This is a genomic window from Paractinoplanes globisporus DSM 43857, assembly GCF_000379645.1.
Taxonomy (GTDB): Bacteria; Actinomycetota; Actinomycetes; order Mycobacteriales; family Micromonosporaceae; genus Actinoplanes; species Actinoplanes globisporus.
In genome coordinates, this window is sequence record NZ_KB903295.1 from 279,549 (window position 1) to 292,693 (window position 13,145).

Consider the following 13,145-nt stretch of genomic DNA (forward strand, 5'->3'; position numbering starts at 1 on the left):
CTCTTGACTGGGAGACATGACCACGGGGATCACCATTTACGGGTGCGGCCCGGACGAGGCCGTCCTGTTCCGGGAGATGGCGCCGCGCTTCGGCGTGCGCGCCACCATCACCGAGGCCGCGGTGTCCGATTCCAACGTCGGCCTGGCGGCCGGAAACCGATGCATCAGCGTCGGCCACAAGACTCAGGTCGCGAATTCCACGCTGAGAGCGCTCGGCCGGGCCGGCGTGGAGTACATCTCCACGCGAAGCATCGGCTGCAACCACATCGATGTGCGGTACGCGGAGAGCGTCGGCGTCACCGTCGGAACTGTCGCCTATTCGCCCGACAGCGTGGCCGACCACACGCTGATGCTCATGCTGATGGTGCTGCGCGACGCGAAATCCGTCCTGCGCCGCGCCGACACCCACGACTACCGATTGCCTGCCGCACGCGGAAAAGAACTGCGCGATCTGACCGTCGGGGTGATCGGAACCGGTCGCATCGGCGCGGCGGTCATCGACCGGCTGCGCGGTTTCGGCGGCAAGATACTGGCCCACGACAACAAGATCGCGGCCGATTATGTGCCGCTCGACGAATTGTTACGGCAGAGCGACATCGTCACCCTCCACACCCCGCTGACCGCGGACACTCGCCATCTCCTGAATCGTCAGCGGATCGCGTCGATGAAACCGGGCGCGTACGTCATCAACACCGGACGCGGCTCCCTTGTCGACACCGAGGCGCTGGTAGCGGCGGTGGAGAGCGGTCACCTGGGCGGCGCGGCCTTGGACGTCATCGAGGGCGAGGAAGGAATCTTCTACGCCGACTGCCGGGACAAGCCGATCGGGAGCACGGCACTGCTGCGGCTGCAACAACTGCCGAATGTGCTCATCACCCCGCACACCGCCTATTACACCGACCACGCCCTGAGCGACACGGTGGAGAACAGTCTCGTCAATTGCCTGAACTTCGAAGGTGGAAAGAAGCATGGATAGGTTGAAGGTCGGAATCCTGTTCGGGGGCACCTCCGAGGAGCACCCCGTCTCCGTCAAGTCCGCGCGGGAGGTCGCCAAGAACCTCGACCCCGAGAAGTACGAGCCGTTCTGGATGGAGATCACGACCGGCGGCGCGTGGCAGCTCGCCGACGGCCGCCCGGCCGTGCTGTCACCGGACCGGGGCGTCCACGGGTTGCTGGTTCTGGACGAGGGGAAATACGAGGAGATCCGGCTGGACGTCGTGTTGCCGATTCTGCACGGCAAGGGCGGCGAGGACGGGGCGATACAGGGCCTGCTGGAACTTGCCGGCATCCCCTACGCCGGCTGCGACATCCAGAGCTCGGCCGTGTGCATGGACAAATCCCTCGCGTACGCCGTGGTCAGAAGCGCGGGAATCGCCACGCCGAATTTCTGTGTCGCCCCGGCGGACGAGGACCGGCTCACCTATCCCGTCTTCGTGAAGCCGGCCCGGTCGGGATCGTCGTTCGGCGTCAGCAAGGTGGCGAGCAAGGAAGAGCTCCCGGCTGCGCTGGAAACCGCACGACAGTACGACGAGAAGGTGCTGATCGAGGAGGCCGTCGCCGGCAGCGAGGTCGGCTGTGCCGTTCTCGGCATCGACCCGGATCTGATCGTGGGCGAGGTGGACCGCATCTCGCTGACCCACGGATTCTTCCGGATCCATCAGGAGACCGAGCCTGAGAACGGCTCCGGGAACTCGACCCCGATCGTCCCCGCGGACATCTCCCCCGAATCTCGCGAACGGGTCCGGCAAACCGCCATGGCCATCTATCGCACGCTCGGCTGCCGAGGCCTGGCCCGGGTCGACATGTTCCTGACCGACGACGGAACGGTGATCCTCAACGAGGTCAACACCCTGCCCGGCCTGACCTCGTACAGCCGCTACCCGAGAATGATGGCAGCCGCCGGGCTGTCACTGGCCGAGGTGATCGACCGGATCGTGGCGCTGGCGGTAGGACCCCGATGAGGGACGACTTCGTTTTCGTCGACGAGTTCGTGCCCGGAATGCGGTGGGACGCCAAGTACGCCACCTGGGACAACTTCACCGGCAAACCCGTGGACGGCTACCTGGCGAACCGCATCGTCGGCACCCGCGCCCTGTGCGTGGCCCTGGAGATGGCACAGGGAAAGGCCGCGTCCCTCGGCTTCGGCCTGCTTCTCTGGGACGGCTATCGCCCGCAGCGTGCCGTCGACCGCTTCCGGCGCTGGTCGGAGCAGCCGGAGGACGGCCGGACGAAGCCGCGGCACTATCCGAACATCGACCGGCCCGAGATGTTCGAGAAGGGATACGTGGCCACCCGGTCGGGCCACAGCCGGGGCAGCACCGTCGACCTGACGCTCTACGACCTGGCCACCGATGAGCTCGCCCCGATGGGCGGCCACCACGACCTGATGGATCCGGTCTCGCATCACGGCGCGGGCGGAATCACGCCGGCCGCAGCGAGAAACCGGCAATACCTTTGCGCCGTCATGGAGGACTGCGGTTTCGAATGGTATGACGCCGAGTGGTGGCATTACACCCTGAAGGACGAACCTTATCCGGACACGTATTTTGACTTTCCCGTCGCCTGAGGCAGCCGCACCGTGACGCGGAGACCGCCGGCGGCGCCCGGGGCCAGCGTCAGGGTTCCGTCGTGGGCCTGGACGATGCTCTTGACGATCGCCAGGCCGAGGCCGACCCCCGCCTGGTCGCCGCCGATGCGCTCGGTCCCCCGCTGGAACGGTTCGGTGAGCGTCGAGATCAGCCGCGGATCGAGCATCTCGCCGGTGTTCTCCACGGTGAGCAGCACGGACTCGGGGCGGATCGCGGTGCCGACCCGCACGGTGCCGCCGCTGGGAAGGTTGTGGACGATGCCGTTGTGCAGCAGGTTCGTGATCAGCTGCAGCAGCAGCGCGGGCGAGCCGGCCGTGGTGGCGGGGTCCCCGGCGGTCGTGATGGCGATGCCGTGCTTCTCGGCCAGCGGAAGGAGCGTCTCGACGGACTCCTCCGCGAGGAGGGAGAGGTCGACGTGCTCCCGGGTGAACGATCGCCGGTCGGCCCGGCTGAGCAGGAGCAATGCCTCGGTGAGCTCGATCGCCCGGGTGTTGACGGCGCGGAGCCGGTCGCCGAGGTCGCGGTCCGGATCCCTCCGGGCGACGTCGAGCAGGGTCCGCGTGATCGCCAGTGGGGTGCGCAGCTCGTGGGAGGCGTTGGCCGCGAACCGCCGCTGCTCGTCGACGTGCGCCTCGAGCCGCTCGAGCATGCCGTCGAAGCTGTCGGCGAGCTCGCGGAACTCGTCCCGGCGGCCCGCCAGCCGGATCCGGTGCGAGAGCGACCCGGTCGAGGCCAGCCGGGTGGCTTCGGCGATGCGAGACAGCGGCGCGAGCATGCGACCGGCCAGAATCCACCCGCCGACCAGGCCGAAGACCAGCAGGAACGCCATCACCCCGGCCGCACGGGGGACGAAGACGTCCAGGAGCCGCGACCGTACGGGAAATACCGTGAGGTCGATGTCGGCGGAGACGACGAACGCGCGGTCCGGGATGTAGCGCAGCAGGAACACCCACACGGCCGCGAGGAGCAGGGCGCCCGCCACCATGAGGAAGCCCGCGTAGCTGAGGGTGAGTTTGAGCCGGACGCTCACCGAGCGAGCCGAGCGAGCCGAGCGTCGATCCGGTACCCGACGCCGGGCACGGTGGCGATCAGCCACGGTTCGCCGAGCCGTTTGCGCAACGCCGAGACGGTGATCCGTACGGCGTTGGTGAAGGGGTCGGCGTTCTCGTCCCAGGCCCGCTCCAGCAGCTCCTCGGCGCTGATCACACCGCCGCCGGCCGCGACGAGAACCTCGAGCACGGCGAACTGCTTCCGGGTCAGCGCGACGTACCGGCCGTCCCGGAAGACCTCGCGGCGGAACGCGTCGAGACGCAGGCCCGCGATCTCGCGTACCGGCGGCCGGTGGTACGCGCGCCGGCGGTCGAGCGCCCGGAGCCGCAGCACGAGCTCCCGCAGCTCGAACGGCTTGGTGAGGTAGTCGTCGGCCCCGAGCCCGAACCCGGAGGCCTTGTCGTCGAGCCGGTCGGCGGCGGTGAGCATCATGATCGGCATGCCGCTCGCCGAGGCGACGATGCTCTCGGCGATCTCGTCGCCGGACGGCCCGGGGATGTCGCGGTCGAGGACCGCGATGTCGTAGGCGTTGACGCTCAGCATCTCCAGAGCCGTGTCCCCGTCGCCGGCGAGGTCGGCCGCGATCGCCTCCAGCCGCAGCCCGTCGCGGATCGCCTCCGCCATGAACAGCTCATCCTCGACGACCAGCACACGCATGCGCCCGACGCTAGGAGATCACGCGTAGGGAAACCGTAAGGCCGAAGATCAGGCCGTACGCCGGGCAAGGTCGGCCAGCTGCACGCGGTTCGTGGTCCCGGTCTTGCGCAGCATGTTGGAGATGTGCACCCCGACGGTCTTCTCGCTGAGCACCAGCTCCTTGGCGATCTCACTGTTGGTGGCCCCGGCCAGCAGATACCCGAGAACCTCGCGCTCGCGCCGCGTCAGGCCCGGCAGCGAGGGCGGCGGCTCGATCGGGTGGGCGGTTTCGGTCAGATCCACGCGGGCCGTCCGCGCGAGCTGTTCGAGATCGGTGAGCAGCGGCCGCGCGGCGAGGCGCTGGGCCAGCCGATAGGCGCCCCGCAAGGCTTCCGGTGCCTCACGGTGAGTGCGGCGGTCACGCAGCGTGGTCCGGGCAAGACGCCAGCGGGCGTACGCCTCGTCCCATGGGTTCCCGGACTCGTGGCAGGCCTCGGCCGCCGCCCGCCAGAGCGTGAGCTCGGCAGGGTCGCCCGTTGCCCGGGCCGTCTCGGCGTCCGCCAGCGCCTGCAGGGCGCCCTCGTCCTCCCGGACCGACGCCCGGGGGTCGGAGATCACCGTGGGATAGCGGCGACGGAAGGCGGCGAGCCTCTCCAGCACGGGAGCCGGGTCGCGGGCAGCCTCGGCCTGATCGGCGAGCGCCCGCGCGCCGAGCGGCAACAGCTCCTCCACGTACGGTTCCTGCTCGAGACCGGCGAGGGCGATGTCGAAGGCCGCGGACGGGTCGCCCGCGCCCAGCGCCACCAGGGCCCGTGTCTCGTCGAGGAAAACGTCCTGCAGCCCGCCGACGCCCTCGCCGAAGACCTCCTCGGCGCGCGCCAGGTGTCCCTCGGCCTCGGCCGGACGGCCCTGCAGACAGGCGAGCCCGGCCGCGGCCACCCGCGCCACCACGTCGCCGCGCGGGCCGGGCCGTGCGCCGAGCGCCACCCGCAGGCGTCGCCGGCAGTCCACCCAGTCACCCGCCAGCAGCAGCCCTCTCGCCTCCCACGCACACATCTCGGCGACGTCGCTGTGCGGCGCCCCCGCGGCGACGAGCCCCTCGGCGCCGCGCCGGAAGATCGCGGCCCGCTCGCGATTCGACAGGTCGAGGCGCGCGTTCGCCATCGCGTACACGGCGACCCGCATGGTGGTGAACAGCCGCGCGCGCGAGGCGATCTCCCACGACCGTTCCGCGTCCTGCGCCGCGTCGGGCTCACGTAAACCCATTTTCGCGTACGCGGTGCCGACGAGCGCCTCCGCCACGGCCTCCGGGTCGCCGGTCCGCTCAGCCATCTCCAGCGCTTCGGCGGTGAGCGATACGGCCGCGGGATCGCCGACATCCAGCAGTGCGTCGGCCAGCATCGCGGTGGTCATGGCGTGCTCGGCGCTCTCGGAGTGCGACGCCGTGACCGCGACCGCCGTCCGCATGGCCTCGAGGTCCGGCTGCGCGAGACCCATCCACGCGATCAGCCGCAGCCGGCGGAACATCAGGCGGCCCAGTCGCAACGGCTCCCGGTCGGCGGGCAGCAGCGCGATCAGCGCCTCGACCGCTTCGAGTTCGTCCGGGCCCAGTCCCGCCTCCCGGGCCGCGACCCGCGCCCGGTCCCACAGCTCCAGCCGGTCGATCCCGGGGTTGTCGAGCGCCGGCCAGAGCGACAGCGCACGCCTCAGCAGCCGCAGCCGTTCCGGGGCGCCGCCGGTGGCCTCGGCCGCCCGCACCGCCCAGCGGAACGCCGGCTCCACCATCCCGGCCCGCTCGTAGTGGTCGGCCAGCTCGGCCGGGTCCGCGTCGTCGCCCGGCCCGGAGCCGGGCGTGGAGCCGAGCACCGACGCGTACCGCGCGTTCATTCGCTGCCGCTGCTCGGCCAGCAGGTCGCCGTCCAGCACCTCGGCGAGCAGCGGGTGGGTGAACCAGTAGCGTCCGTCGGGGACCGCGAGCAGGACCCGGGCGTCGACGGCCTCGCGCAGGGCCGGTAGCACTGGGTGGTCGAATCCGAGGTCGGGGGCGATCCGGGCGAGGCGCTCGCCCGTCTGCGGGTGGCCGCCGACCGCCACGATCCGGGTGAGCTCCTTCGCCGCCGGCGACATCCTGCGCCAGGAGCGCATCACCGCGTCCCGCAGTTGTGAAGGCCGCTCCGGCGGCAGCGCGGTCGCGCGCGGGTCGAGGTCGCGCACGAGCAGCGCGCTCAGGTACGGGTTTCCACCGGTCCGCGAGAACACCTCGTCGACCAGGCCCTCGTCGGCCGGGCGGCCGAGGATCGCGGCGATCTGCTCGCCGGTCCCGACCCGGTCCAGCCTGTCCAGAGCCAGTTCGCGTACGCGTGGGAGCCGCCGTACGTCGGCGAGCCAGCCGGACAGCCACTCCCCGTCCGCGCCGGCCCGCACCGTGGCGATAACCGCGAGTCCGCGGTCGGCGCGGCCGGCGATCGCGTACAGCAGCACGTCGAGCGAGCTGCGGTCGGCCCAGTGCAGGTCGTCCACGACCAGGACCACCGGGCGGTCGGCCGTGGCCCACTCCAGCCAGCCGTCGAACTCCACCAGCGTGACGTCGTCGCCGAGGCCGGCCCTGCGCAGCGCCGGCCGCAGCGGCAGCAGCGGGGTGGTCATCGACGTCAGCGGCAGGCACGCGGTCCAGATCGTGTCGGCGTCGCCGGCCGCCTCGCACGCCTCACCGACGAGCGAGGTCTTGCCCACGCCGGGCTCGCCACGGACCAGCAGCGTCGAGGCGCGCCCGGCCGCCGCCTCCCCGACGCACGCCAGCACGGCCTCGATCTCGTCGGCCCGCCCGACCACGGCCACGCCCCGAGTCTTGCGCCGCCCCGCAGGCGTGTCGAGATGTCAGACGGGTGCCCGATAGACCTTCACCCAGTCGACGTCCATGACCACCTTCGCGGGCGTGCTGGAGTTCCGGCAGGGGATGTAGTCGTCGCAGCCCTGGTCGAGCTGGAGGGCCAGGTGCATGACCGACTCGGTGGGCAGCCCGGTCTCGATCCGGCCGGGCGTCACGTTGAAGACCTTCTTGCCGTCCAGGTAGTACGTGACCCGGGTGGGCAGCCAGTCGACGGCGAGGGTGTGAAACTTCGTGAAGTCGGCCCTGGTGTCGGTGCCGACGATGTTGTTGCCGGCGCCGTGGTGCAGGAAGCTGCCGAACGAGGCCCGCGACGGGCTGGTGATCTCGGCCAGGTCGATCTCGCCGGCCGCGGGCCAGTCGGCGTTCTCCTTCGGCCACAGCAGCACGACGGGGGCATAGCCGGCCCCGGGCTGAGCCCGGAAGCGGACCTCCCACCGGCCGTACTTCAGATCCCGCAGGAACATGACCCCGGCGCCGACGTCCTTGCCGACCCGGCTGTTGAGGCCGCCGGTCAGGTGCAGCTGGCCGCCCGAGACCGACACCTGGTCGCCGCTGCGGGGCGGGGTGCCGTTCGGGGTGTCGTACTTGCCCCACTCGGCGGAGAGCGGCCCGTCGAAGTTCTCGACCGCGACCGGATCGCCCCAGAACGACGACGACTTCGGCCTGGTGCTCACGCCCGCCGACCGCGACGGGGACGGGGCGCGCGACGGTCCCGCCGAAACGGTCGCGGCCGGCCCGAGGTCGAGCGCTCCGATGCCGGCGGACGCGGCGGGGCCCGGCGAGGCGGGAACGGATGAGGCGGCGTCCGACGCCGGATTGCGCGAGATGGTCCCGGCCAGCGGTCCGGCCGAGGGTTGAGCGGTCCCGCACGCCGCGACGACACCGGCAAGCGCCAGCCCGACCCCGAGCACCGCAACTCGCCGCGGCACCGGCGCCCACCGCGACGCCGGCCACGCCGGAAACGAACGCGGACCTACGGGCGAGGACGACGACGGCGAAAGCGACCCCGGCGGCGAGGGCAACGGGGACGGCGAGGGCAACGGGGAGGGCGACGCGGCAGATCCGGACCGTGGCGCGATGAGCCAGGCGCGCAGGTGATCAAGCACGAATAGGCAGTCTGCCCACCGCCAGCCCGGCGCGCGACAGGGGAACGGTTGCCGCTTTCACCCCTGTGGCCAGGGAAAATACCCGCGGAGACGACGACGCCCCTCGCCCGAACCGGACGAGGGGCGCGCAGCCCGGAGAAGTCAGGCGGACGGCGCCGGAAGGCCCTTGCCGTTCGCGTCGGCGGGCGTCGCCGAGTCGGGGAAGGCCGGCACCGCGGGGATGCCGGGGGCCGGATGACCGCCGGGCACCTCGCCCCGGGCCACCGCGCCCGGCGCCGTGTTGCGGTCGATGCCGGCGGCCGCGTACGCGTCGTCCTCGTCGAGGGTCTCGGTCTCCAGCAGCTTGTGGGCGAGCTGGTTGAGCTGGGCCCGGTGCCCGCGCAGCAGCTCGAGCGCCTCCGCGTAACACTCGTCGACGATCTTGCGGACCTCGGCGTCGATCAGCTCCTTGGTGCCGGGGGCGACGCCGTCGAGGCCGAACGGCGACTCCTGCCCGGGCGGCGGCAGCACGGTGACCGGGCCGATCGCGTCGGACATGCCCCACCGGCCGACCATCTGGCGGGCGATGTTGCTGACCTGGTCGAGGTCGCTCTCGGCGCCGGTGGTCATGTCGCCGTAGACGACCTCCTCGGCGGCCCGGCCACCGAGCGCGCCGATGATGCGGCCGCGCAGGTATTTCGCGGAGTAGCCGTACCGATCGGAGGACGGGCTCTGGAAGGTGACGCCGAGCGCCTGACCGCGCGGGATGATCGAGATCTTGCGGACCGGGTCGGCGCCGGGGGTGAGCATGCCGAGCAGCGCGTGGCCGGACTCGTGGAACGCGGTGCGCTCCTTCTCCTCCACCGTCAGCATGATGCCGCGGACCGTGCCCAGCACGATCTTTTCCAGCGAGTCGGTGAAGTCGCCCATCTCGACCTGGGTGTGCCCACGCCGGGCGGCGAGCAGGGCCGCCTCGTTCACCAGGTTTTTCAGGTCGGCGCCGACCATGCCGGGCGTGGCCGAGGCGAGCGAGTCGAGGTCGACCCCGGGCGCGACCGGTACGCCCCGGGTGTGCACGGCGAGGATCGCGCGGCGGCCCTTCTGATCGGGCGGGCTCACCGTGACCCGGCGGTCGAAGCGGCCGGGCCGCAGCAGCGCCGAGTCGAGGATCTCGGCGCGGTTGGTCGCGGCGATCACGACCACGCCCTCGCTGCCGGTGAAGCCGTCCATCTCGGTGAGGATCTGGTTGAGCGTCTGGTCGCGCTCGTCGTTGCCGCCGAACGACTGGGCGCCGCCGCGGGACCGGCCGATCGCGTCGAGCTCGTCGATGAAGATGATCGACGGGGCGACCTTTTTCGCCTGGTCGAACAGATCGCGTACGCGGGAGGCGCCGACGCCGACGATCGCCTCGATGAACTCGGACGCCGCGATCGAGAAGAACGGCACCTGCGCCTCGCCGGCGACCGCGCGGGCCAGCAGCGTCTTGCCGGTGCCGGGCGGGCCGGACAGCAGCACGCCGTGCGGGATCTGCGCGCCGAGCTTGCGGTACTTGTCGGGCTCGCGGAGGAAGTCGACGATCTCGGTGACCTCCTTCTCCACCTCCTCGATGCCGGCCACGTCGGCGAAGGTCGTGCGCGGCCCGCTCTCGGGCTGGTAGAGCTTGGCGCGGGAGCGGCCGAACCCGCCCAGCGCCCCGCCGGCGCCGCCGAGGCCCGCGGCCGCCCGCCGGCTGATCCACCAGAACAGGCCGACCAGCAGGATCGTCGGGCCGAACCCGACCAGGATCTGCTGCCAGATCGGGGCCGGCGCGTCCGGCGGGTTCGCGTTCACCGGGACGTTGTGGGACTGGAGCTGGGCGAAGAGGTTGTCGTCGGCGAACGACGGCCGCTGGGTGGTGAACCGCTCGACCTCTTCCGCCTTCGTCTCGCCGGACGGCGTGTAGGAGACCTTCTTGGTGAACTGGCCCTCGATCGTGTCGCCCGTCGACGTGATCTCAGAGACGTTGACCGCGGTCACCTGGGTGAGGAAGAACGTGTACGACACCGAGGTGCGCTGCGGCGGCGCGAGCAGCACCGACGAGATGATCCAGTTGATCGCCAGCAGGACCAGCAGCATCCAGCCGAAGCGGACCCACGCGGGCCGCTGCTTGGGAGGCGGAGCGTTGTTCTGGTCGTGGCCGGGCGGCGCGCCCTCGACCCGCCAGGGGTGGGGGCGGTGGGGCTGAGCTGGCGGTTTCGGCGCATCGGCGGGCATGAGCGCTAAGGTACCGCTTCCGTGTGTCAAGAAGACGCCGCCGTGACGCGCATGACGGAATTTGGAGCGGTGGAAAAGCTTCGGGCGCCCCGCCACCACCGGGACGCCCGAAGCAGGTGGAGACCCCTACCCGTTCAGCGAGCAGGTCTTGAGACCCTCGGCGTTCAGGTTGGGCTTGGCGGCGTTGCGGCCGATCGCGGTCTCGATCCGGTTGATCGTCGCGAACCGCTTGTCGGCCAGCGGGCCCAGGATCGCGTTCTGGACGAAGGCGGGCCCGCCCTGGCCGACCGTGTTGGCCAGCCGCGTGTCGGCCTCGGAGATCTGCGTGTTGAGCAGGTCGAGGTTGCGCTGCACCTCGGCCTGGGCCTGCGCCGGGATGGCGACGCCGACGGTCACTGCCGGGCAGTTGACGGTCGGGGCCGGCCCGGTGCCGGCGGCGTTCTGGCCGGCCTGGCGGACGGTGACGCCGGTGCCGTTCTTGGCCGAGGCGGTGCCGACCGCGTTGAGCGAGCAGGTCTTGAGGCCCTCGGCGTTCAGGTCGGGCTTCGGCGCGCGGCGCCCGATCGCGGTCTCGATCCGGTTGATCGTGGCGAACCGCTTGTCGGCCAGCGGGCCGAGGATCGCGTTCTGGACGAAGTTGACGCCGCCCTGGCCGACGGTGCTGACCAGTCGCTTGTTGGCCTCGTCGATCTGGGTGTTGAGCAGCTCGAGGTTGCGCACGACCTCGGCCTGCGCCTCGGCCGGCACCGCGACGGTGACCTTGACCTCGGGACAGTTGACGGTCGCCACGCCGGCGGCGGCGTTGCCGGAGCCGTTGCCCGCGGCGGCGCCACCGCCGGCCGCGGGGGGCACCGAGGTCGGCTGCGCGGCCGACGCCCCGCCGCCCTGGTTGAGCGTGCAGGTCTTGAGGCCCTCGGCGTTCAGGTCGGGCTTGGCGGCGTTGCGGCCGATCGCGGTCTCGATCCGGTTGATCGTCGCGAACCGCTTGTCGGCCAGCGGGCCGAGGATGGCGTTCTGGATGAAGGCGGGCCCGCCCTGGCCGACGGAGGTCTTGAGGCGGTTGTTGGCCTCGCCGATCTGCGTGTTCAGCAGCTGGAGGTTGCTCTGCACCTCGGCCTGAGCCTGCGCGGGCACAGCGACGTTGATCGGCACGGCCGGGCAGTTGACCGTGGGAACAGCCGCGTCGGCGGAGGCGACGCCCAGACCGACGCCGGCGATGACGACCGCGACCCCCGCGACGGCAGCGATCTGCCAGCGGCGCACGTTCGTGCGGGATTTGGTGAACCGGGACCTGGAGTACATTGGGACCTGCGCTTCCCGAGAGGGGCCGAAATTCGCGTTCGGCTGGAGTTACGGGAGCGCTCCCACGGCCGGATCACCGGCTAAGGAAGATTTTAAACAAGCAGGTCGGAAACCCACGCGTTCCGGAAAACGCCCGACGGGTCGTACCGGCGAACGAGATCTTCGAAGTCCCCGAACCGGGGGTACTCGGCGCGGATCGATGCGCCCGGCGTGGTGAAGACCTTGCCCCAGTGCGGGCGCGGGTGCAGCGGCGCCAGCACTTCCTCGACGGCGGCGACCACCGGCAGGACGGCGGCCGTGTCCGCGATCCAGGTGAAGTGCAGGGCGACCGAGTCCCGCTGGTAGTTCGGGCTCAGCCACAGCTGGTCGGCGGCGATCGCCCGGATCTCGCAGACCTGCAGCACAGGCGCGACCCGGGAGCGGATCGAGGCCACCGCGTCGATCGCGGCGAGCCCGTCGGCGGCGGCCACGTGCCACTCCGACTGCAGCTCGGCGCCGGCCGACGGGGTGAACTCCATCCGGAAGTGCGGCAGCCGCGTGTGCCACGGCCCGGGCTCCCCCGACTGGTCGGTGCTGTGTTGCGCCGGCATCCCCGGCACCGGGTGCCGCGGCCCGTCGGCGAGACGCGCCCCGAACCAGGGACCGGACAGCGAGGAAGCTCGCTTCAACCAGGCCATGTTCGCGTCCAGCCCGGTCCAGTCCGTAAAGAGGCTGACACTGTACCCATCAGCCAACATTTCCGACAAATGCGCGGCAATCTGCGCGCGCGGCACCGAGTCGTAGACGTATTGCCGCAGCTCGAAGGACGGCACGACATCGAGCGTCAGGGCGGTGACCACCCCGACCGCACCGAGCCCCACGACCGCACCCGGCAAATCCGGATTGCTCCGGTCGAGAACCACCAGGTTGCCCTTGCCGTCGATGAGCTCGAGACCCGAGACGGCGGTGGCCAGGTTCGCGTTGCGCGCGCCCGAGCCGTGCGTGGCGGTGGCGACGGCCCCGGCGACCGAGATGTGCGGCAGCGACGCCATGTTGTGCAGGGCCAGCCCCTCCTCCTCCAGCCGCACCGCCAGCTCGCCGTAGCGCATCCCGCCGTCGATGCGCACCGACCGACGACCGGCCGCGACCTCGAAGACCCGCGGAAGGTCGGCCAGGGAGACCAGGTCGCCCGTCGTGTCGGCCATCCGGTTGAACGAGTGGCCGCTGCCCAGCACGCGCAGCGGCCCGCCCGCGGCGACCAGGTCGCGCACCTCGTCGACCGAGGTGGGGCGGCGCACCGACCGCGCTTCGAAGACGATGTTCCCGGCCCAGTTCGTGACGCGCTCGCTCATCGCCCCAGCC

Annotated in this window: 10 protein-coding genes; 3 read left to right on the forward strand and 7 right to left on the reverse strand. The window is 71.3% G+C overall.

Annotated features, from left to right (window positions below; all coding sequences use genetic code 11):
* Positions 1-16 precede the first annotated feature (16 nt).
* From A3CQ_RS0108060 to vanX, 3 genes are read left to right on the forward strand one after another with little or no spacing between them, the layout of a single operon-like run.
* Positions 17-976 carry a D-isomer specific 2-hydroxyacid dehydrogenase family protein gene (locus A3CQ_RS0108060; protein WP_020510416.1) on the forward strand — a complete coding sequence of 320 codons (960 nt, stop codon included), beginning with the start codon at positions 17-19 and terminating at the stop codon, positions 974-976.
* Positions 969-1,961 carry a D-alanine--(R)-lactate ligase gene (gene vanA / locus A3CQ_RS0108065; RefSeq protein ID WP_026205447.1) on the forward strand — a complete coding sequence of 331 codons (993 nt, stop codon included), beginning with the start codon at positions 969-971 and terminating at the stop codon, positions 1,959-1,961. The genes A3CQ_RS0108060 and vanA overlap by 8 nt, the downstream gene beginning before the upstream one ends.
* Positions 1,958-2,566: a D-Ala-D-Ala dipeptidase VanX gene (gene vanX, locus A3CQ_RS0108070; RefSeq protein WP_020510418.1), complete on the forward strand. Its 609-nt coding sequence runs from the start codon at positions 1,958-1,960 to the stop codon at positions 2,564-2,566. The genes vanA and vanX overlap by 4 nt, the downstream gene beginning before the upstream one ends.
* Here the strand turns inward: vanX and A3CQ_RS0108075 are convergent.
* The 7 genes from A3CQ_RS0108075 to A3CQ_RS0108105 all read right to left on the reverse strand — a co-directional run bounded on the left by A3CQ_RS0108075 (position 2,530) and on the right by A3CQ_RS0108105 (position 13,135).
* Positions 2,530-3,618 carry a sensor histidine kinase gene (locus A3CQ_RS0108075; protein WP_020510419.1) on the reverse strand — a complete coding sequence of 363 codons (1,089 nt, stop codon included), beginning with the start codon at positions 3,616-3,618 and terminating at the stop codon, positions 2,530-2,532. The two genes, vanX and A3CQ_RS0108075, sit on opposite strands and share 37 nt — an antisense overlap.
* Entirely contained in the window at positions 3,615-4,295 is a 681-nt protein-coding gene (locus A3CQ_RS0108080) for a response regulator transcription factor (protein ID WP_020510420.1), read from the reverse strand. Before A3CQ_RS0108080 ends, A3CQ_RS0108075 begins: the two co-directional genes overlap by 4 nt.
* Positions 4,296-4,343: 48 nt before the next feature.
* On the reverse strand, positions 4,344-7,112 hold the full coding sequence (locus A3CQ_RS63590; protein WP_020510421.1) for an ATP-binding protein: 2,769 nt from the start codon (positions 7,110-7,112) through the stop codon (positions 4,344-4,346).
* Between the two features lie 39 nt (positions 7,113-7,151).
* Complete coding sequence (locus A3CQ_RS57170) at positions 7,152-8,093, reverse strand: glycoside hydrolase family 16 protein (RefSeq protein WP_157295504.1); 942 nt, start codon at positions 8,091-8,093, stop codon at positions 7,152-7,154.
* Positions 8,094-8,411: 318 nt separating this feature from the next.
* Entirely contained in the window at positions 8,412-10,502 is a 2,091-nt protein-coding gene (gene ftsH, locus A3CQ_RS0108095; protein WP_084698975.1) for an ATP-dependent zinc metalloprotease FtsH, read from the reverse strand.
* A gap of 126 nt (positions 10,503-10,628) precedes the next feature.
* Positions 10,629-11,804, reverse strand: a complete 1,176-nt coding sequence (locus A3CQ_RS51970) for a hypothetical protein (protein WP_020510424.1) — start codon at positions 11,802-11,804, stop codon at positions 10,629-10,631.
* 92 nt (positions 11,805-11,896) lie between these two features.
* Positions 11,897-13,135 (reverse strand): FAD-binding protein, encoded by a 1,239-nt coding sequence (locus A3CQ_RS0108105; protein WP_020510425.1) that lies wholly within the window; start codon positions 13,133-13,135, stop codon positions 11,897-11,899.
* Between the last annotated feature and the right edge of the window lie 10 nt (positions 13,136-13,145).

Excerpts from the sequence above, each read along its gene's own strand:
- A3CQ_RS0108060 (WP_020510416.1), top strand. The coding sequence starts at position 17 with ATGACCACGGGGATCACCATTTACGGGTGCGGCCCGGACGAGGCCGTC.
- vanA (WP_026205447.1), top strand. The coding sequence starts at position 969 with ATGGATAGGTTGAAGGTCGGAATCCTGTTCGGGGGCACCTCCGAGGAG.
- vanX (WP_020510418.1), top strand. The coding sequence starts at position 1,958 with ATGAGGGACGACTTCGTTTTCGTCGACGAGTTCGTGCCCGGAATGCGG.
- A3CQ_RS0108080 (WP_020510420.1), bottom strand. The coding sequence starts at position 4,295 with ATGCGTGTGCTGGTCGTCGAGGATGAGCTGTTCATGGCGGAGGCGATC.
- ftsH (WP_084698975.1), bottom strand. The coding sequence starts at position 10,502 with ATGCCCGCCGATGCGCCGAAACCGCCAGCTCAGCCCCACCGCCCCCAC.
- A3CQ_RS51970 (WP_020510424.1), bottom strand. The coding sequence starts at position 11,804 with ATGTACTCCAGGTCCCGGTTCACCAAATCCCGCACGAACGTGCGCCGC.
- A3CQ_RS0108105 (WP_020510425.1), bottom strand. The coding sequence starts at position 13,135 with ATGAGCGAGCGCGTCACGAACTGGGCCGGGAACATCGTCTTCGAAGCG.